Annotated in this window: 22 protein-coding genes and 1 other annotated feature; of the genes, 1 reads left to right on the forward strand and 21 read right to left on the reverse strand. The window is 42.1% G+C overall.

Features of this window, described 5'->3' with window-relative positions; all coding sequences use genetic code 11:
• Positions 1 to 48 precede the first annotated feature (48 nt).
• The 19 genes from rpoB to PGLA_RS22530 all read right to left on the reverse strand — a co-directional run bounded on the left by rpoB (position 49) and on the right by PGLA_RS22530 (position 17,611).
• Positions 49 to 3,594 (reverse strand): DNA-directed RNA polymerase subunit beta, encoded by a 3,546-nt coding sequence (rpoB, locus tag PGLA_RS22440; RefSeq protein ID WP_068537346.1) that lies wholly within the window; start codon positions 3,592 to 3,594, stop codon positions 49 to 51.
• Positions 3,595 to 3,942: 348 nt separating this feature from the next.
• Positions 3,943 to 4,548: a class I SAM-dependent methyltransferase gene (locus PGLA_RS22445; protein WP_068537348.1), complete on the reverse strand. Its 606-nt coding sequence runs from the start codon at positions 4,546 to 4,548 to the stop codon at positions 3,943 to 3,945.
• 156 nt (positions 4,549 to 4,704) lie between these two features.
• Positions 4,705 to 5,064: a 50S ribosomal protein L7/L12 gene (gene rplL, locus PGLA_RS22450; RefSeq protein ID WP_068537350.1), complete on the reverse strand. Its 360-nt coding sequence runs from the start codon at positions 5,062 to 5,064 to the stop codon at positions 4,705 to 4,707.
• A gap of 67 nt (positions 5,065 to 5,131) precedes the next feature.
• Complete coding sequence (gene rplJ / locus PGLA_RS22455; protein WP_068537352.1) at positions 5,132 to 5,635, reverse strand: 50S ribosomal protein L10; 504 nt, start codon at positions 5,633 to 5,635, stop codon at positions 5,132 to 5,134.
• Positions 5,636 to 5,696: 61 nt separating this feature from the next.
• Positions 5,697 to 5,854, reverse strand: a sequence feature (ribosomal protein L10 leader region).
• 68 nt (positions 5,855 to 5,922) lie between these two features.
• Positions 5,923 to 6,615 carry a 50S ribosomal protein L1 gene (gene rplA / locus PGLA_RS22460; RefSeq protein WP_068537353.1) on the reverse strand — a complete coding sequence of 231 codons (693 nt, stop codon included), beginning with the start codon at positions 6,613 to 6,615 and terminating at the stop codon, positions 5,923 to 5,925.
• 88 nt (positions 6,616 to 6,703) lie between these two features.
• Entirely contained in the window at positions 6,704 to 7,129 is a 426-nt protein-coding gene (gene rplK / locus PGLA_RS22465; protein ID WP_068537355.1) for a 50S ribosomal protein L11, read from the reverse strand.
• Positions 7,130 to 7,196: 67 nt separating this feature from the next.
• Positions 7,197 to 7,733 (reverse strand): transcription termination/antitermination protein NusG, encoded by a 537-nt coding sequence (gene nusG, locus PGLA_RS22470; RefSeq protein WP_068537356.1) that lies wholly within the window; start codon positions 7,731 to 7,733, stop codon positions 7,197 to 7,199.
• Positions 7,734 to 7,755: 22 nt separating this feature from the next.
• Complete coding sequence (gene secE, locus PGLA_RS22475; RefSeq protein ID WP_068537358.1) at positions 7,756 to 7,947, reverse strand: preprotein translocase subunit SecE; 192 nt, start codon at positions 7,945 to 7,947, stop codon at positions 7,756 to 7,758.
• Positions 7,948 to 7,975: 28 nt separating this feature from the next.
• A complete protein-coding gene (rpmG, locus tag PGLA_RS27170; RefSeq protein ID WP_076577037.1) occupies positions 7,976 to 8,125 on the reverse strand; it encodes a 50S ribosomal protein L33 in 150 nt (49 codons plus the stop codon).
• 397 nt (positions 8,126 to 8,522) lie between these two features.
• On the reverse strand, positions 8,523 to 9,167 hold the full coding sequence (gene sigH, locus PGLA_RS22485; protein ID WP_068537361.1) for an RNA polymerase sporulation sigma factor SigH: 645 nt from the start codon (positions 9,165 to 9,167) through the stop codon (positions 8,523 to 8,525).
• Between the two features lie 149 nt (positions 9,168 to 9,316).
• Positions 9,317 to 9,838, reverse strand: coding sequence for an NYN domain-containing protein (locus tag PGLA_RS22490; RefSeq protein ID WP_068537362.1), 522 nt, complete (start codon positions 9,836 to 9,838; stop codon positions 9,317 to 9,319).
• A gap of 6 nt (positions 9,839 to 9,844) precedes the next feature.
• Positions 9,845 to 10,594 carry a 23S rRNA (guanosine(2251)-2'-O)-methyltransferase RlmB gene (gene rlmB, locus PGLA_RS22495; protein ID WP_068537364.1) on the reverse strand — a complete coding sequence of 250 codons (750 nt, stop codon included), beginning with the start codon at positions 10,592 to 10,594 and terminating at the stop codon, positions 9,845 to 9,847.
• A gap of 28 nt (positions 10,595 to 10,622) precedes the next feature.
• Entirely contained in the window at positions 10,623 to 11,075 is a 453-nt protein-coding gene (locus PGLA_RS22500) for a Mini-ribonuclease 3 (protein ID WP_068537365.1), read from the reverse strand.
• On the reverse strand, positions 11,072 to 12,478 hold the full coding sequence (gene cysS, locus PGLA_RS22505) for a cysteine--tRNA ligase (protein WP_068537367.1): 1,407 nt from the start codon (positions 12,476 to 12,478) through the stop codon (positions 11,072 to 11,074). Before cysS ends, PGLA_RS22500 begins: the two co-directional genes overlap by 4 nt.
• A gap of 34 nt (positions 12,479 to 12,512) precedes the next feature.
• Positions 12,513 to 13,214, reverse strand: coding sequence for a serine O-acetyltransferase (gene cysE / locus PGLA_RS22510; RefSeq protein WP_281197450.1), 702 nt, complete (start codon positions 13,212 to 13,214; stop codon positions 12,513 to 12,515).
• A gap of 564 nt (positions 13,215 to 13,778) precedes the next feature.
• On the reverse strand, positions 13,779 to 15,233 hold the full coding sequence (gene gltX, locus PGLA_RS22515) for a glutamate--tRNA ligase (protein ID WP_068537370.1): 1,455 nt from the start codon (positions 15,231 to 15,233) through the stop codon (positions 13,779 to 13,781).
• A gap of 44 nt (positions 15,234 to 15,277) precedes the next feature.
• On the reverse strand, positions 15,278 to 15,766 hold the full coding sequence (ispF, locus tag PGLA_RS22520; protein ID WP_068537372.1) for a 2-C-methyl-D-erythritol 2,4-cyclodiphosphate synthase: 489 nt from the start codon (positions 15,764 to 15,766) through the stop codon (positions 15,278 to 15,280).
• Positions 15,767 to 15,768: 2 nt separating this feature from the next.
• On the reverse strand, positions 15,769 to 16,461 hold the full coding sequence (gene ispD / locus PGLA_RS22525) for a 2-C-methyl-D-erythritol 4-phosphate cytidylyltransferase (RefSeq protein ID WP_068537373.1): 693 nt from the start codon (positions 16,459 to 16,461) through the stop codon (positions 15,769 to 15,771).
• Positions 16,462 to 16,522: 61 nt separating this feature from the next.
• Positions 16,523 to 17,611, reverse strand: a complete 1,089-nt coding sequence (locus tag PGLA_RS22530; RefSeq protein ID WP_068537375.1) for a PIN/TRAM domain-containing protein — start codon at positions 17,609 to 17,611, stop codon at positions 16,523 to 16,525.
• A 217-nt stretch (positions 17,612 to 17,828) separates the two neighbouring features.
• Between PGLA_RS22530 and PGLA_RS22535 the strand changes: the two genes are divergently transcribed.
• Positions 17,829 to 18,224, forward strand: coding sequence for a nucleoside triphosphate pyrophosphohydrolase family protein (locus PGLA_RS22535; RefSeq protein WP_068537376.1), 396 nt, complete (start codon positions 17,829 to 17,831; stop codon positions 18,222 to 18,224).
• 111 nt (positions 18,225 to 18,335) lie between these two features.
• Here PGLA_RS22535 and pssA read toward each other — a convergent pair whose 3' ends face one another.
• Positions 18,336 to 19,061 (reverse strand): CDP-diacylglycerol--serine O-phosphatidyltransferase, encoded by a 726-nt coding sequence (pssA, locus tag PGLA_RS22540; RefSeq protein ID WP_068537378.1) that lies wholly within the window; start codon positions 19,059 to 19,061, stop codon positions 18,336 to 18,338.
• 55 nt (positions 19,062 to 19,116) lie between these two features.
• Positions 19,117 to 20,193 carry a DNA integrity scanning diadenylate cyclase DisA gene (gene disA, locus PGLA_RS22545; protein ID WP_068537388.1) on the reverse strand — a complete coding sequence of 359 codons (1,077 nt, stop codon included), beginning with the start codon at positions 20,191 to 20,193 and terminating at the stop codon, positions 19,117 to 19,119.
• Positions 20,194 to 20,410 lie beyond the last annotated feature (217 nt).

Here is a 20,410-nt window from a genome sequence, read left to right on the forward strand (position 1 = left end):
TGACGTGAGTCGGGCAGCAAGGTAATCCTTACTGCCGATCACGATACATTATTCCACTCCGACTTCCGCGCCTTCCAAGTTGAGACTCAGCTTATCTCCTGCCGCCTCATCTTCGTCATCGAGTTCTCTCATCTCGATTTCTTGTTCGTCACCACTAAGGATCTTAACGTCCATTCCTAGTGATTGAAGCTCTTTAATTAGAACCTTGAATGATTCAGGAACACCAGGTTCCGGAACATTCTCACCCTTAACAATGGATTCGTAAGTCTTCACCCGACCAACAACATCATCGGATTTAACTGTCAAGATTTCTTGTAGCGTATAAGCGGCACCATAAGCTTCAAGTGCCCAAACTTCCATCTCACCGAAACGTTGACCACCGAACTGAGCTTTACCACCCAGCGGCTGTTGTGTAACAAGTGAGTAAGGACCAGTGGAACGAGCATGGATTTTATCATCAACCATGTGCGCAAGTTTGATCATATGCATGACGCCGACAGTAACTTCACGTTCGAACATATCACCTGTACGACCATCATACAATTTCGTCTTACCATTACGATTCATGCCTGACTCTTCCATCGTATCAAATACATCGTTCTCGTTAGCACCATCAAATACTGGTGTTGCTACGTGAATACCAAGGCGCATTGCTGCCATACCTAAGTGTACTTCGAGCAATTGTCCAACGTTCATACGTGAAGGTACCCCTAGAGGGTTTAGAACGACCTGTACTGGAGTTCCATCAGGAAGGAACGGCATATCTTCTTCTGGTAAAATACGAGCAACGACACCTTTATTACCGTGGCGCCCTGCCATTTTGTCACCTTCAGAGATTTTACGTTTCTGTGCAATATATACACGAACCATTTGGTTAACACCTGGAGGTAATTCATCACCGTTCTCACGAGTAAATACTTTCACATCGACGATAATACCATCACTACCATGTGGAACGCGTAAAGAGGTATCACGTACCTCACGAGCCTTCTCACCAAAGATAGCATGGAGTAGGCGTTCTTCCGCAGTCAGCTCCGTCACACCCTTCGGTGTAACTTTACCTACCAAGATGTCTCCGGCACTAATTTCCGCACCAATGCGGATAATGCCTCGTTCATCAAGATTGCGAAGTGCATCTTCCCCAACATTAGGAATATCACGAGTAATTTCTTCAGGTCCAAGTTTCGTATCACGAGCCTCTGATTCATATTCTTCAATATGGATCGAAGTGTATACGTCTTCCTTAACCATTTTCTCACTTAGAAGGATCGCATCCTCATAGTTGTAACCTTCCCAAGTCATGAAAGCCACGACTACGTTACGACCCAAAGCAATTTCGCCCATTTCAGTAGAAGGACCATCCGCTAGGATATCTCCTACTTTTACACTGTCGCCTCTTTTGACGATTGGACGTTGGTTAATACAAGTACCCTGATTGGAGCGCATAAATTTATGCAATTTATGTTTAACGAGATCGCCCTTCACTTCTTTACCATCTACAAGTTCCACGCGGCGAATCCAGATATCATTCGCTGTTGATCTCTCGATAATACCGTCATGTTTGGACACAATACATACACCAGAGTCTTTCGCTGCTTTATGTTCCATTCCCGTACCAACCAATGGAGCCTTAGGAATAAGCAATGGCACCGCTTGACGCTGCATGTTTGATCCCATTAGGGCACGGTTGGAGTCATCGTTCTCAAGGAACGGGATAAGCGCGGTTGCGACCGACACTACTTGTTTAGGAGATACATCCATATAATCGACGCGATCACTTGGCATTGATAGAATGTTATCCGCTTGTTTGTTATAACGAACGATAACAATATCGTCTTCAAACTTGCTTTCTTCTGTCAATTTAGCGTTCGCTTGCGCGACAATATAGTTATCTTCTTCATCAGCAGTTAGATAATCGATTTGCTCCGTAACGATACCCGTCTTCGGATCAACCCAACGATATGGAGCTTCAATAAAGCCGTATTCATTAACACGTGCAAATGTTGACAACGAGTTAATCAATCCGATGTTCGGACCTTCTGGTGTTTCGATCGGACACATCCGGCCATAATGACTTGGATGGACGTCACGCACTTCAAATCCAGCACGTTCACGAGTCAGACCCCCGGGTCCCAAAGCAGATAGACGACGTTTGTGCGTCAATTCACCAAGCGGATTGGTTTGATCCATAAACTGTGACAACTGTGAACTACCGAAGAACTCCTTAATTGACGCAATCACTGGTCGAATATTAATCAACGCTTGTGGCGTGATAACATTCGCATCCTGAATGGACATTCTTTCACGAACGACACGTTCCATTCTAGAAAGACCAATACGGAATTGGTTTTGTAACAACTCACCAACAGAACGCAGACGACGGTTACCTAAATGGTCGATATCATCCGTATTACCTACACCATGCAGCAAATCAATGAAATAACTGATGGAGGAGATAATGTCAGCAGGTGTTATATTTTTAACTGATTTATCGATATTAGCATTAGCAATCACTTTGATAATTTTGCCCTCTTCAATAGGAGAGAAGACATCGATGCTTTGCAGTGGAACTTCACCTGCGTCCAACGCTCCATTAGCAACATGGTACGTTTTGAGACCAACACCATTCTCTAAATGAGGAAGCAATTCATCCAACAAACGACGGTCTACCATTTGACCGGATTCAGCTAGAATTTCTCCCGTTTCCGGATCAACTAGATTCTGAGCCAACTTTTGATTGAACAAGCGATTCTTAATGTGCAATTTTTTATTGATTTTGTAACGACCTACATTAGCAAGATCGTAACGTTTAGGATCAAAGAATCGAGCTACTAACAGACTCTTTGCATTATCCAAAGTTGGTGGCTCACCCGGACGAAGACGTTCATAAATTTCAATGAGCGCTTTTTCCGTTGAATCCGTGCTGTCTTTGTCTAATGTGTTCTGAATATATTCATCATTTCCAAGCAAATCAAGAATTTCAGCATCACTACCAAAACCTAGCGCTCGAAGTAATACAGTCACTGGTATTTTACGTGTACGATCAATACGGACATACATGATGTCCTTCGCATCCGTTTCCAGTTCCAGCCATGCTCCACGGTTTGGGATTACGGTAGCTGTGTAATTCCGTTTACCGTTTTTGTCAATTTTGGTGCTGAAATAGACGCTAGGAGAGCGAACCAACTGGCTGACAATTACCCGTTCTGCACCATTAATAATAAATGTACCGGTCTCCGTCATTAGTGGGAAGTCTCCCATGAACACTTCCTGTTCTTTGACTTCTCCCGTTTCCCTGTTAATGAGTCTCACTTTAACCCGTAGTGGTGCCGCATACGTGACGTCACGCTCTTTTGCATCGTCAATGTTGTATTTTGGTTCACCTAGGCTGTAGTCAATAAACTCCAGCACCAAATTACCTGTGAAATCTTGGATCGGCGAAATATCGTGAAACATCTCCCGTAATCCTTCCTCCAAAAACCAATCATAAGATTTTTGTTGGATTTCAATCAGGTTCGGAATTTCGAGTACTTCGTTAATTCGTGCATAACTTCGCCGAGTGCGTCGACCATACTGAACAAGATGTCCTGCCAACTTTAACTCACCCCTCATGTCTACTCACTTTAAAAATACATTGCGAACCTCTGTTTGGACAATTATAATGGAACCATACAGAGCGTTCTTCCACAAATAAAGAAAAGCCCTTACCCGAATTCTTTCGAACAAAGAGCATCTTACCGTGGTTTCTTACATCACTTGGACTTCACGTTCAACAGACTTGCTTAACATCTGCATTGCATTTCAACACATGCATGGCTATGTTATTTAACTCTAACAAAGCACTTGACATTTGAGCAAACTAAAGACAAGAAGCCTATCCTAATACTGACATTCCATAATAGTATCATATATGAAATATCAAGTCAATAGTCCTATTGCGGATTATTTCAAAGGTTTCAAAGCCTTAAATATACGATAACCCTTATCCTTCGTAACTTCCTGCACTTCTCCGAACAATTTCGTTAGCTTTTCTTTTGCCGATGGAGCACCCTGCTTTTTCTGAATCACTACCCACAGCGCTCCGCCTTCCCGCAAATGTTCAAAAGCCTGTTCAAAAATGGCATGCACCGTATCTTTTCCAGCACGGATCGGAGGATTAGTTAGAATAACATCGAAGCTTTTACCTTTGACCGCCGTGAATAAATCACTCTCCATAATAGAAACATTCGTGATCCCGTTTAACAGAGCATTTTCTTTGGCTAACTCGACTGCTCGGCTATTGACATCGACCATCGTCACATGACCATCATGAGCTATCCGCGCTGCAGCAAGTCCCATTGGGCCATAGCCACATCCAACATCAAGTACCTCTGATCCAGACGAAAATTCCATTGCTTCAATCAATACTTTGCTTCCGAAATCCACGCCTTTTTTCGAAAATACTCCAGCATCACTTATAAATCGATACGTCGATCCCTTTAATTGTTCTTCAATTGTTCTGCGGTCGTGCTGTGCATCCGGTTGGTTCGAATAATAGTGCTGCGGCATCCTAATCCTCCGAATCTGGCGTTCCATTCTATTTTTTCCCATTGTCTATAATTTAGACATCAATCTATTAATTAAAACAAACCCCTTGAATTTAGTTCAAGGGGTTTGTTTTTTTTAAACTATAAGAAAGTTTAAGCTGCTTGCGAAGTAAAGAAATTACTTAACTTCTACGTTCGCGCCTGCTTCTTCCAATTTAGCTTTAATTGTTTCTGCTTCTTCTTTAGAAACTTTTTCTTTCAAAGCTTTTGGAGCGTTGTCTACCAAGTCTTTAGCTTCTTTCAAACCAAGACCAGTGATTTCGCGAACTGCTTTGATTACGTTGATCTTGGAAGCGCCAGCGCTCATCAAGACTACGTCAAATTCGGATTGCTCTTCTGCTTCAACAGCAGCAGCACCTGCAGCAGCTACTGGAGCAGCAGCAGTTACGCCGAATTCTTCTTCGATTGCTTTTACAAGATCGTTCAATTCCAATACAGACATACCTTTAATGGCTTCCAAAATTTGTTCATTACTCATGTGGGTGAACCTCCAATTTTATATTAAAATCATTTTTTTATGATGGAACTTTCGAAGAACAATGTGCTTACGCGCTTTGTTCTTCTTTTTCAGCAACAGCTTTAACAGCAAGTGCGAAGTTACGCACAGGCGCTTGAAGCACGCTGAGAAGCATAGAAAGAAGTCCGTCGCGAGAAGGAAGTTCAGCCAACGCTTTAATTTGATCAACGTTAATGACTTTACCTTCTACTACGGCACCTTTCAATTGCAATGCTGTATTCTTCTTAGCGAAATCGTTAAGAATTTTAGCAGGTGCTACAACATCTTCTCCACCGAATGCTACAACTGTCGGACCCGTAAGAATTGCATCCAATTCTGTAAGATCTGTAGCAGCAGTCGCACGACGTAACAAGGAGTTTTTCAATACTGAAAATTCAATCCCTGCTTCACGAAGTTGCTTACGCAATTCAGTGATTTGAGCAACATTCAATCCACGATAGTCAGCAACAACAGTCGTTACGCTTCCGCGTAGTTTTGCTGTTACAGCGTCTACTGCTTCTTGTTTAGCTTTAATTACTTTTGTATTTGCCAATTTGTACACCTCCTGATAGTTTACTATACAGAATCACGAGTTCGCGATTCTGACATTCTACTTAGGCAAGTAAAAAGCCTCCGTAGAATCTACGAAGGCCTGATGAATCATCATTTGCAAGGACTTTCATCCAATCACTGCTGACGTTCTATCACAACACCTCGGTAGGAAATTAAGCCTATTGGCACCTACTGTCTACGGTAAGCATATTCAACTTTAAGATTAATCTCAAGTCATTCACACAACTATTACAGAATAACAAACATCATTGAACACGTCAACATGTATTATTTGTAAGAAGCTGTATTTACACGTGCACTTGGACCCATCGTTGAGGAAATAGCAATTCCCTTCAGATACACACCTTTAGCAGATGCTGGTTTTGCACGGTTTAACGCATCAAGCAAAGACTTAAGGTTCTCATTCAATTGTTCTTCACTGAATGAAACTTTGCCGATTGGCGCGTGAATTTGACCTGCTTTATCGAGACGGTATTCGATTTTACCAGCTTTAATTTCTTGAACAGCTTTAGTAACGTCGAAAGTAACTGTGCCAGCTTTAGGGTTAGGCATTAGACCTTTACCACCAAGCAAACGACCCAATTTACCAACCTCACTCATCATATCAGGTGTTGCTACGCAGACATCGAAATCAAACCAGCCTTGTTGAATTTTGTTGATCATATCTAAATCACCAACAAAATCTGCACCAGCCGCTTCCGCTTCTTTCGCTTTATCACCTTTTGCAAAAACCAATACGCGTTGTGTTTTACCTGTACCGTGAGGCAAGACAACTACACCACGAACCGCTTGGTCTTGTTTACGAGGGTCTACACCCAAACGAACAGCCGCTTCGACAGTTTCGTCAAATTTAGCAGTCGCTGCCTTTTTCACCAATTGTACGGCTTCAGCAGGCTCATATACTGTTTCGTTATCAATAAGCTTTGCAGCTTCTTGGTACTTCTTACCATGTTTAGCCATGAAATGTTCCTCCTTTGTGGTTTTAACGGAAATTCCTCCCACATATGCCGGTCTTATTCAGACCTGCGTGAAGCAGAAAAACCTAAAATTAATCTTCGATCGTGATACCCATACTGCGGGCAGTACCTTCAACCATACGCATAGCAGCCTCTACGGATGCAGCATTAAGGTCAGGCATTTTTGTTTCAGCGATTTCGCGTACTACTGCACGTTTAACCGTTGCAACTTTTTTCTTGTTAGGTTCGCCAGAACCCTTCTCAATCTTAGCAGCTACACGAAGTAGAACTGCAGCAGGTGGAGTTTTGGTGATAAATGTAAAGGAACGATCTTCGAACACCGAGATCTCAACTGGAATAATCAATCCAGCTTGATCAGCTGTGCGCGCATTGAACTCTTTACAGAATGCCATAATGTTGACACCTGCTTGACCCAATGCTGGACCTACCGGCGGTGCCGGATTCGCTTTACCTGCAGGAATCTGCAGTTTCACCATTTTGATTACCTTTTTAGCCATGTAAAACACCTCCTTGAATCAATAGTGGTTAAGCGGACATCTCTGCCCTCCCACAAGAAACCTGAGATTATTCAATCTTCTCCACTTGAGTGAAATCCAACTCAACCGGGGTTTCCCGTCCAAACATGTTGACGTGTACCTTAACTTTACTCTTGTCTACCAAAATTTCTTCCACGGTGCCAACGAAGTTCGCAAAAGGACCGACTTTAATCTTAACGGATTCCTTAAGTTCGAACTCGACTAGGGCTTTCGGTTCAGTCATTCCCATGTGTTTAAGGATTGATTCCATTTCTTCTGGAAGCAGAGCTGTAGGTTTAGAACCTGACCCTGTTGAACCTACAAAACCTGTAACTCCTGGTGTATTGCGAACAACATACCAAGAATCATCAGTCTGGATCATTTCGACAATGACATATCCGGGGTAAACTTTACGCATAACGGTTTTTTTCTTACCGTCTTTGTTTACAATTTCTTCTTCCATAGGAACAAGAACGCGGAATATCTTATCTTCCATACCCATGGACTCAACGCGTTTTTCCAAATTGGCCTTGACCTTATTCTCATACCCTGAATAGGTATGAACGACATACCATCTTTTCTCCATATCAAGCCACCTGGGACCCTTCTTAAATAATCGCTTCGATCACAGCGGAAATACCGATGTCTAGTACCCAAAAATAAATTGTGACAAACGTAACCGTTCCAACAACAATAAGCGTATAGTTCGTCAGTTCTTTACGATTGGGCCAGCGAACCTTTTTAAGTTCCGCCCAGCTTTCTGAGAAAAAGGAAAAAAGAGACTTGAAGCTGCGTTTCACGACCGACTACACCTCCAATAAGACTATCTTATCTGGTTTCGCGATGAGGAGTTTGCACGTTGCAATACTTGCAAAATTTCTTCATCTCCATGCGGTCGGGGTTGTTCCGCTTGTTCTTCGTGGTAGCGTAGTTTCTTTGCTTGCAATTTGTACAAGCCAAAGTAATAATTACCCGCATGATGTACACCTCCCGTAGATGCCTTCTTAAAGAAGACTCTATATTGATCCCAATTAGAAACACTCAAACCTTCATTGCTGAAAGGAAAAAGCCGTTTCTGCGAGATGAATAAGAAAGAATACATGATGACTTCTGCTTTCTCATTCATTAAAACCACGCGAATTTAGGCCTACCTAAAACACTTTATCACATGGGTCATACCATGTCAACGAAAGAATGAAGGTAATAGAAGTATACACAATTCCTTATTATAGGCCGTCTCAACCCTATTTTCTCTATGACTAACTGCCTGCAATCATTCACTAGTATGGTCATTCTTACAGGGACTAAACATTGTATTTCTTGTGAGAAAAAAAAAGACTCAAGATCGAGCCTTCCCTTTATATAAAGCGTCTGTTCAGTTATCTCTTACTTCTAAGTATCTCTCCAACTTACGTTTCACACGCTGGAGAGCGTTGTCAATCGATTTCACATGCCTCTTAAGATCAACCGAAATTTCCTGATACGATCGACCGTCCAAGTACAACATAAGAACTTTACGTTCCAAATCACTTAGAATTTCCGACATTTTGTCTTCAAGACCAACAAACTCTTCTTTGTTAATAATTAGTTGTTCAGGATCACAGATTTGCGATCCACAAATGACATCGAGCAACGTCCGGTCGGAATCTTCATCATAAATGGGCTTGTCCAACGATATATATGAATTCAGTGGAATGTGCTTCTGTCTCGTTGCTGTCTTAATCGCCGTAATGATCTGTCTTGTAATGCATAGTTCGGCGAAGGCTTTAAACGAGGACTGCTTATCCCCTTTGAAATCTCGTATCGACTTGTATAAACCAATCATTCCTTCTTGGACGATATCCTCACGATCAGCACCGATCAAAAAATAAGACCTGGCTTTAGCGCGCACAAAATTCCTATACTTGTTGATCAAGAACTCCAGAGCTTCACTTTCGCCTAAGCGGAAAGCTTCGACAATGTCCTCATCACTGAGGCACATATATTCTGACAACATTGAATCCTTCAGGTCGACACTCACCAGAATCCCCCCGGCTGCAACGCAAGGTACACCGTTACTCTGTGAAATATAGGATCAGTATATATTATGTAACCTATGAACGTCAACCATATTAATGTCATTTATACAACATTGTCCAGCGCTAGGAATTAGAAAATATACTCTTTCCATTACTCGCGACGCCAACGTTCAAATAGTTTACGCTGATCTGGACTCAATTTACCATCTAATGTATTTCGATTAGATCTACTGTTGTCTTGTTCAATTCGCTTCTTAATCTCGTGTTCACTATTCTCTACCTCAATAAGTAATTCACGAGCCGAAAGCCGAAGTGCTCCCTTAGCGAATATAACATGTTGCTCAATTAGATCACTTGTTGCCACATAAATCTGACGTCTCTTCCGAGTCATTTCACCTACCAAGCGTTCAATGGTCTCATCTGCTGTTTCTTTTTCTTTCGTGAAATACACTTCTATTTTGCTTTGCGAGAAGGACTTCCCCAATCCTGGAACACGATAAGCATCAAAGACTACAATAACATGTTTGCCCGAGAATGCCTGATAATCTGCCATTCGTTCAAGAAGGCGGTCCCTAGCTTCCTGCAGATTGATTGTCGCTATTTGTGAAAGCTCAGACCATCCACCGATCATGTTGTATGCATCAACAAGAAGCACATCTCGCAAATCTACCATACAAGATTACCCTTGGTTATGACGTCTGCGCAGCACTTCATACATAACTACTCCAGCCGCCACGGAGGCATTGAGCGAATTAATTTTACCTGCCATTGGCAGTTTTACTAATACATCGCATTTCTCTTTAATTAAACGGCCCATTCCCTGACCTTCATTGCCTATAACCACAGCCACAGGTCCTTCGAACACATCTGTCTCATAGATTTCCTGTACAGCTTCAACATCTGTACCTACAACCCAGACACCCATTTCCTTCAACTTATCAATGGTTTGCCCTAAGTTAGTCACTTGAGCGACAGGGACATATTCAACCGCTCCAGCAGAAGTCTTGGATACCGTCGCCGTAACTTGTGCTGATCTACGTTTAGGAATAATCACACCATGTGCACCAGTACAATCAGCCGTACGCAAGATGGAGCCCAAATTATGAGGATCTTCAATTTCATCGAGTAGAATTAAAAAGGGTTTCTCGCCTTTTTGTTCAGCAATCGCGATAATGTCATCAACTTCCGCGTACTCGTACGGTGCAACTTGAGCAACCACCCCTTGATGTTGCACATCTGGAACGAGTTGATCCAGTTTACGCTTGTCTACTTGTTGAATAACAACGCCACGTTTTTTGGCTTCCGCCATAATAGGAAGTGTTAAATGCTTTTGAGCATTTTCAGAGATCCATATTTTATTAATGCTTCTTCCTGAACGAAGAGCTTCGGTTACAGAATGTTTACCTGCGATCATATCATTATTTTCCATGGTTCTTCCTCCTTCTGTTGAGTTAAAATTAACTCTGTTCATCTATATATTTAATACTCAATTCAATTAATTCATCCATTCTTGCACTCTGTTTCGTATAGTACAAATAACCAATTAAAGCTTCAAACGCTGTCGCATGACGATATTCCAGTACATCCGCATTTTTCGGTACGCTTCCCGATTTCGCATTACGTCCCTGTCTTACTACATCTCGCTCATCGTCTGTTAAGATAGCATCTAAATGTGTAACAATTTTACTTTGTGCTTTGGCCGACACCATTTTAGTTGCAGAACGATGAAGATGATGCGGTCTTAAATTAGCTTTGGAAATCAAGTATTGTCTTACGGCTACTTCATAAAGCGCATCCCCTATATAGGCTAATACAATCGGTGGGATTAACTTAGGCTGCTTAGAAGGAGGAAAAGGATACCATAGATCCTGTTCTCCCCCAAGTAGCTCTTTATCAGACCCGCCCATCATTTGCGCCGCCAGCGCATTCCTTGCGCAGTATCCTCTAGAACAATTCCACGAGAATCAAGCAGATCTCTAATTTCATCTGCACGACTCCAATTCTTGTCCTTGCGGGCATTGACTCTTTCGACGATCAAATTTTCAATTTCTTCATCGATGAGTTCCCCTTCATGGACAGCATAAAGTCTTAGCACTTGATTCATCTCATTAAAGGTTTGAAGTAGAGCGTGCAAGTCGACAGCTTTCACTACTGGTTCCTGTAATAATGCGTTAGCTTCATATACCCATTCAAATATAGCTGTAATCGCATCCGGTGTATTGAAATCATCCTGCATTTTAGCATGATAAGTAGCTAGTATATCAGTCAGTCTGACCTGTAAAGACTCATTAACGTTATGTCCCTTATCTTCCACTACCGCCGTCAAGCGATGTTTAACATTGTCTACAGCATTGCGGATTCGTTCTGTGCTCTTCTCCGCTTGATCAATTGTCTCATCGTTGAAATTAAGTGGGTTACGATATTGGCTAGATAGCATAAAGTAGCGAATGGACTCCCATTTATACTGTTTGCGCAAATCTTTAACCAATATACCATTGCCTAGCGATTTGGACATTTTTTCATTATTAATGTTAATGTATCCATTATGCATCCAATAATTAGCGAATTTCTCGCCTGTTAATGCTTCGGTCTGGGCTACTTCACATTCATGATGTGGGAATTGTAGATCCTGTCCTCCGCCATGAATATCGATAGTATCTCCTAGGTATCTGCGAGCCATTGCTGAACATTCAATATGCCATCCCGGTCTTCCATCACCCCATGGACTAGACCAAGCGATTTCTCCTGGCTTGGCTGCCTTCCAAAGTACGAAATCCTCTGGATGTTCTTTACGTTCATCGACTCCAATTCGAATGCCGAACTGCAGTTCTTCGATATTCTGGTGAGACAACTTACCATAATCTTTAAATTTATGAGTATGGAAGAATACATCTCCACCATTCTCATAAGCAAACCCCTTCTGCTCAAGCTCCTGAATAAATTCAAGGATAGAATCCATATTTTCGGTTACACGTGGATTCAAAGTTGCGCGAGTAAGACCAAGACCCTCAAGATCTTCGTAGTAAGCACCGATAAAGGTATCAGCTACCTCCGGTACTGTACTGCCTGTTTGTTCCGCTTTACGAATTAGCTTATCATCAATATCCGTGAAGTTAACAACGTAGTTCACTTCATTACCCAGTTGCTCCAAATATGTTCGAACCACATCAAACACAATCATAGGACGTGCATTTCCGATATGAATAAAGTCGTACACGGTTGGTCCGCATACATACATTTTCACCTTACCAGGTTCCTGTGGTACAAAGAGATCTTTATTTCGGGTCAGCGTATTATAAATTTTAAGAGCCATATGAACATAATCCTCCCGTTCTTATTCTTGTACATTATTCGCTATGAGTAGATAACTCTTGTTCATGTAATTGATGCCTTTCGCGCTTTACGCGGTCCAGTTCCATGCGTAGTTCCTCAATCTCTAATTGGAGTAAACGCATTGCATCGACGACGGGATCCGGTAATTGATGACTTAGGCGATCAATACGTCTACCATCCTTCTTAACAATCCTACCTGGGATACCCACCACGGTACTATTAGATGGAACCTCCTTCAGAACAACGGAGTTAGCTCCAATGTTACATTGGTCGCCTACTGTAAAAGAACCCAATACTTTGGCCCCTGATGCAATAACAACATTATTCCCAATGGTAGGATGGCGTTTCCCTTTCTCCTTGCCAGTCCCTCCAAGAGTTACCCCTTGATAGATCACCACGTCGTCTCCGATTTCACAAGTCTCGCCGATCACGACTCCCATCCCATGATCGATAAATAATCTTTTTCCGATGGTTGCACCTGGGTGAATTTCAATTCCCGTCATAAACCGGCTACATTGTGAGATAATACGTGCCAATGTAAACCAACGACGTTTGTACAAAGCATGGGCAACTCTTTGTGCCCAAATCGCGTGGAGTCCCGAATAGGTGAAGATAACTTCAAATAATCGTCTAGCTGCAGGATCGTTCTCAAATACCGCTTGGATATCTGATTTCATGTTCTTAAACATATTATTCCCCTCTTCGACGCTTTTCAGCTCTCCTTGTGCTCCCCATAACACCTTAACTTATCACGATGACCATTTAGAACCTGCTCGATAAAGACCCAGTGTAGGACTCCATGTTCTGCGAGAATAATAGTGTCTGCGCAAATCGTTTTAGAACTCAAAAAACGCCCCTGCAGCTTTCGCTGCAGAGACGTTTACCGTGGTTCCACTCTGCTTGAGATGCTTGTTAATATCGTACACATTAACATGACTATGCATCTCCTCTTATTGCCTTATAACGGAAGACGATCCGGCACGGCCTAACGCTAGAGTAACTTATATTCGCTCCTTCGCTCGGCCCTGCAGCTCACAGGTGCATTTCGATTACCGACACATGGATAACTCACAGCCATAAGGGAAAACAAATGAAATCCCTACGGTTATCCTCTCTGGAAAATGCCAAAGTAACGTACTTTTCCTGATCCCAGCTATTAACAACTATTCATATTATTCACGATATAATCATAAAGTTATTGGATGTATTATAACGAAAAGACAAGGAACTGACAAGGAGTAGATAAGAATAATTATCTTGTCATACGTTATGCTACAACTCTAAATTTGTGACTTCAGACGATTCTGTACACGATCTAACCCAAGAAGGTAGATGGTTTGGTTCAAATCTCGACCATGCGTCTGACCTGTTAACGCCACACGAATCGGCATGAACAACTGCTTGCCCTTAAATCCAGTCTCTTTCTGTACTTCTTTAATTAATACAGCCATATTAGCTGGGGTAAATTCATCCGTAGCTTCCACCTTAGCAAGAAATGCCGCTAGTACAGTTGGTACTTGTTCTTCTGCAAGGATAGCTCTCGCTTCATCGTCTAATTCGATATTGGAGCGGAAGAACATCTCCGACAGTTCCACAATATTAGAAGCGGAGTTCAATTGTTCTTGATAAAGGGCAACCAAAGACTTCGCCCATGCTTCCTGTTCAGCAGTCAACTCCTGAGGCAAACAACCGGTACGTTGAAGATGTGGAATAGCTAGCTTAGCTACCCGATCTGGATCCGCATGTTTGATATAATGATTGTTCATAAAGGCAAGTTTATTTTGATCAAATACAGCAGGACTCTTAGACAAACGTTCTGCGTTAAAAATAGTGATCAGCTCGTCTTTTACGAACATTTCTTCCTCGCCCTCAGGTGACCATCCAAGCAAGGATATAAAGTTAAATAATGCTTCTGGTAGAAAGCCTAATTGATCATACTGTTCAATGAACTGGACAATAGACTCATCCCTCTTACTGAGCTTCTTATGATTCTCATTTACAATCAAAGTCATATGACCAAATTGCGGAGCTTCCCATCCAAGAGCTTCGTAGATCATCAATTGACGCGGCGTATTAGAGACATGATCTTCTCCACGTAATACATGGGAGATCTCCATCAAGTGATCATCGAGCACGACCGCGAAGTTATACGTTGGAATACCATCTTTCTTTACAATAACGAAATCCCCTGTATCCTGTGTAGTAAAGGAAATCGTTCCTTTAACGATATCATTGAAGGTATACGTCTTATCTTCCGGTACGCGAAAACGTATACTCGCAATGCGACCTTCCGCTTCAAACGCACGTTGTTGTTCTTCTGTTAAGTCACGATGTTTACCAGAATAACGTGGAGTTTCCCCACGAGCAGCCTGTTCCTCCCGCTCCTGTTCTAACTCCTCTTCTGTGCAGTAACAACGATAAGCAAGACCCTTATCCAGCAGTTCCTGCCAATAGGTACGATAAATATCCAATCGTTCCGTCTGGCGATACGGCCCGTATGCCCCACCTACATCTATACTTTCATCCCATTCTATTCCCAACCACTTCAAATATTTAAGTTGGCTCTCTTCTCCACCTTCAACGTTACGTTTCACGTCAGTATCTTCAATGCGAATAATAAACTTCCCGCCCAAATGACGAGCAAATAAATAGTTAAAAAGAGCTGTTCTTGCATTACCAATATGTAAATGTCCTGTTGGACTAGGTGCATATCGCACGCGCACTCCACTGGTCATATCTAATTCCTCCGCTTCGTATATATCAAGCCTTCACTTATATTTCAAGATGATAGCATATTTTGGGTTAAGCATACAACAGATTGGGCGGCAATCCCTTCGCCACGGCCTGTGAACCCTAACTGCTCCGTCGTTGTTGCTTTAACGTTGACTTGAGAGACATCTGCATCAAGCGCCTTTGCAATGACCTCCATCATTTGAGGAATGTAAGGGGCCATCTTAGGTTTCTGAGCAATAATGGTGGAGTCTATATTACCAAGTCGATAACCTCTCTCTTTGGCAAGATTCCATACCTGTACTAGTAATTTGAGACTGTCGGCATCCTTATAATCAGGATCGGTATCCGGGAAGTGCTTACCAATGTCACCAAGCCCAAGTGCACCAAGAATAGCATCTGTGACAGCATGCAGAAGCACGTCTGCATCCGAGTGTCCAACTAAACCTAACTCATATGGAATCGTAACTCCACCAATAATACACGGCCTGCCCTCAACTAGTTGATGTACATCAAAACCTTGTCCTACTCTTATCATGACTATCCCTCTCCCTTTCGTATCTCTATAAATGCAGCATATTCTAAATCATCGGGTGTCGTAATCTTGATGTTGGAATAACTCCCCTTTACGACAGCCACCGGAATACCCATTCGTTCCACTAACATAGAGTCATCCGTTCCCACAAACCCGCTTCTCTGTGCCTCTTGATGAGACCTAAGAAGATCAGAAACACGAAAAGTCTGTGGGGTCTGAATAGCCCACAGACTTTGACGATCTGGTGTTGCGACAATGATACCGGATCCATCAACTTGTTTAATTGTATCCTTCACAGGTACTGCTAATACAGCAGCGCCAGTGCGAAGTGCCATCTGATAACAAGCCTCAATGTCGGCTTGGTCTACAAAGGGGCGTACACCGTCATGGATCATGACCCATTCCGTCCCAATCTCTAATAGGCCCTGATATACGGAATGTTGTCTCTCACTTCCACCGGGGATCACCTTGATCACCTTGTCCATCTTATACTCGTGTACCCATTCTTGGACACGCCTCACATCATCCTGACCCGTTACCAGAACAATCTCTTTGACTTGAGGCATACTGTTGAATACTTCTAATGTATGAATCAAAATGGGCTTGTCCTGTAGCAACAAGTACTGTTTACTTTCAAGGGTACCCATTCGGGAACCTTTACCTGCTGATACAATAACGATCCCCAAACTGTTGTCCATAATTATACCCCTGTCTTCATTCCCAAGTAGTAAGGAAATAGTTATCTCCATCATACCGTTTTTACTGGGCTTTTTCCAACAGTTTTGGTTTCGCAAAGATCATACGTCCCGCAGAGGTCTGTAGAACACTCGTCACTAGCACTTCCATAAGCGAGCCAATATATTCACGTCCACCTTCTACGACAATCATCGTACCATCATCTAAATAGGCGACACCTTGTCCATGTTCTTTACCATCTTTGATCACTTGCACCATAATTTCTTCCCCAGGAAGAACGACAGGTTTGACTGCATTCGCTAGATCATTGATGTTCAGGACAGACACACCTTGCAGCTCACATACTTTGTTCAAGTTGTAGTCGTTAGTGACCACTTTCCCCTTTAATACTTTAGCCAACTTAACAAGCTTGCTATCCACTTCTGATATTTCTTCAAAATCCCCTTCGTAAATAAGTACCTTTATAGCTAACTCTTTCTGGATTTTATTCAAAATATCAAGACCTCTGCGCCCCCGATTACGTTTGAGTAAATCTGACGAATCTGCGATATGTTGAAGCTCTTCGAGTACGAACTCGGGAATAACAATTGTCCCCTCGATAAAACCCGTTTTGCAAATATCAGCAATCCGTCCATCAATAATCACGCTCGTATCAAGTATTTTATGTTCCTCCAGCATTCTTTCATCGGATAACTCAGCACGCCCCCATCTTCCTGAGGTCCATAACGTTGCAAGTTCCTCTTTCTTCTCCATACCGACTCTAAGGCCCATGTAGCCGCATATCAGAGTTATACCCACTTCTATCATTTGTCCTGCTTTCCCAAGCCATGCGAGGCTAGGATACAGTAACAGAGCCAGCAGAAGGCCACCTGTCAGCCCTGCCGCTCCAGCAGTCAACTCATTCATCGGCATTTTAGAAAAAGACACGACAATAGCTTGTAATTTGTTAAATACGATTGGGTAGCTCATGGAGCCGATGAACATAAATAATATCGCGCCTAACGTCGCAAAGACCAAACCACCCCGAACAGCGTCATTTTCACCAAATAGGGTTATCCATTCAGGGAATGACTTTCCTAACATTTGATAAAACGTATATCCAAACCATGCACCACATAGTCCAATGAATACTAAAATAGCTTTTTTTAACATCAGATCCCACATCTCCTTCAAAATATATAGCTTTCATAGATATCTTTATCCAGTATGATCCAATTTCACGGAGCATAACCCTAATTTCCCAATTTTTCTTAATCGTGAATAAGACATACTATTCTTTCTTCGATGTGTCTCTTTTTGGGTTGAAAATAAACATTGCACTGGCATATAATGAATTCAATTCATAAATTATATAGAGGTGATTGGAAAAATGAGTACAGTCAGTTTACAGGAATTCCAAGATCAAATATCCGACCTGCTGCTCCGTCACCGTAGTCTACTCGATGTGATGTCTAAGAATGGACAGAGTAGCGCATCATTGAACAGGGCTGTCGCCAAAGCCATTACGGATTGTGGTTGTATCGAACTCCACGCTAGTAAGCAAGCATTTGAACCAGAATCAGATCTAGCGTCCACGAAAGAAGTATTAGGAACTCATGTACATGGGCACTTATGTGAGAACTGCAAAGAGATCATCAGTACCGAATTAGGGCGTAACATGTTCTACTTGTCAGCTCTCTGTAACTTGCTTGATATTAATATGGATGAAGTCGTTCGAGATGAATCGAAGAAATGTTCCACTCTTGGACTATTCAATATGTCTTAAAAGGTATTATCGACATGATTCCAACATAAAAAAAAGCATTTATCTCACTGCCATAAGGCATGAAATAAATGCTTTTTATTTGTACATACATAGAGGACTGAAAGACCTCATTTAACGATCAGAATGAAGAGAATCTTCTTCTTTCTTCTTGTGATTACGACGTCTCAGAGATCTCTCGATACTCTGCTTCACACCGTAAACCGCATATATGACAAGTGGTATAAAGATTAACTTAGATATTTGATCCGGAAACACAACAGCAATCGCTACAGCCACTACGATAACAATCGGTGCACCTATAACAACTTTCTTCGGAAGACCCACTTTTTTGAAATTGGGATATCTTACCGTACTGACCATCAAATAAGATAGCAAAAGCATGGCAATAATCATATAAGTACCAGAAATCTCATGATGAAAAAGAGATAATGTTGCTAATACTCCACCCGCGGCAGGAATCGGTAATCCAGTAAAATAACCTGGCATCCCTTTTCGAACATTAAAACGAGCTAACCGTAGTGCACCACACATAGGGAAAATGGCTGTAGCACTCCAAGCTATTGGATCTGGTAAAACTTGCAATGTAACCATATACATAATAAGTGCAGGTGCTGCACCAAAAGAAATAACATCCGAAAGGGAATCAAGCTCTTTCCCGAACTCGCTTTGCACATGAAGCGCTCTTGCCACGCGACCATCTAGGCCATCGAGTAGCATCGCAATAATGATCATGATCGCAGCCATACTAAATTTTTCATTCAGTGCCATCATCATCGCAATCATTCCGAGGGCTAGATTACCTAAAGTAAACATATTCGGAATTGACTTCGTTATCATTTATTCACCTCAATTAGTTAAATATACCCCATATCATCCATTGATTGTATGGCATTTAAACCTGCCTGTCAATGAATACTTGCTCTTGTAAACGATTGAGGCCATCCTTAATATTCCTTGCTCTAACCTCACCAATGCCATCCACTTCATCCAATTGTTCAATGGTTGCAGTCATAATTTGTGGCAACTGTTCGAAGTGCTCCAAAAGATTATGAATGATTACATTTGGCAATCGTGGGATCTTATTTAAAACTCTATATCCTCGTGGAACGATGGATTCCTCCGATGTCACAAACGACGCTGGGTACCCTAATAGTCGAGTGATATAGTGTAGATCCAGTAATTCATCATCAGAAGCACGTTTGAGTCCCGCAATGATCTCACGGATTTTATCTTCATTATCATCACGTGCATAGTCCCTAAATAACAGCCAAGCTTCCACTTCCATGTTACTTACTAGTTCTTCCATCTGCAAACTGATGAGACGTCCCTCATTGCCTAACTCAGTAATGTAACGTTTAATCTCTGTCTTGATCCGGAGCACCATTTCCACCCTTTGAATCACATTAACCACTTCTGGAATCGTTACGAGTTCTTCGAACTCAGAAGCCGATAAATTAGTGAGTGATTGATTCAAGACAGCTCTATATCTCTCCAGCGTCTGTATGGCTTGATTGGCTTTAGTAAGGATAACACCAATCTCTTTAAGTGAATAACGTAAAGCGCCCTGATACAACGTAATAATATTACGCCGCTGCGAGATAGAAACGACCAGCTTACCTGTTTGCTTAGCCACACGTTCTGCCGTTCTATGCCGAATTCCTGTTTCGGAGGATCCAATGGAGGAGTCAGGGATTAACTGAGTATTGGCATACAAGATCCGCTTGAGATCCTCACTCAATATTATGGCTCCATCCATCTTGGCCAACTCGTATAAATAATTGGGTGAGAAATCACAGTTGATTGAAAAACCGCCATCCACAACCTCCATGACCTCCGGACTATAGCCAACAACGATCAGTGCTCCCGTCTTAGCCCGCAATACATTTTCGAGTCCATCCCTAAAGGCTGTTCCAGGTGCAACTAACCTCAGTAAATCATTCATTATATCTACTTGATTACTCTCTTTCATCATTAAATGCCCCCTAATCTAACGCAACAGCAAGTGCTTATGCCACAGTAGTTATACCATAAGCTCAATTCCTTTAGGATGTCGCCATCCCTTCAAACCCTATTCGGACATCATTTCACAGCTATCTCCAAAATATACGCGAAGTCGTCAAATTTCATAAAAACGACTATTTGAGATGAGCATCTATTTAGAGGGAACATTTATATTATATAATTCC

This window comes from Paenibacillus glacialis (genome assembly GCF_001637205.1).
In the GTDB taxonomy this organism is placed as follows: Bacteria; Bacillota; Bacilli; order Paenibacillales; family Paenibacillaceae; genus Paenibacillus_AQ; species Paenibacillus_AQ glacialis.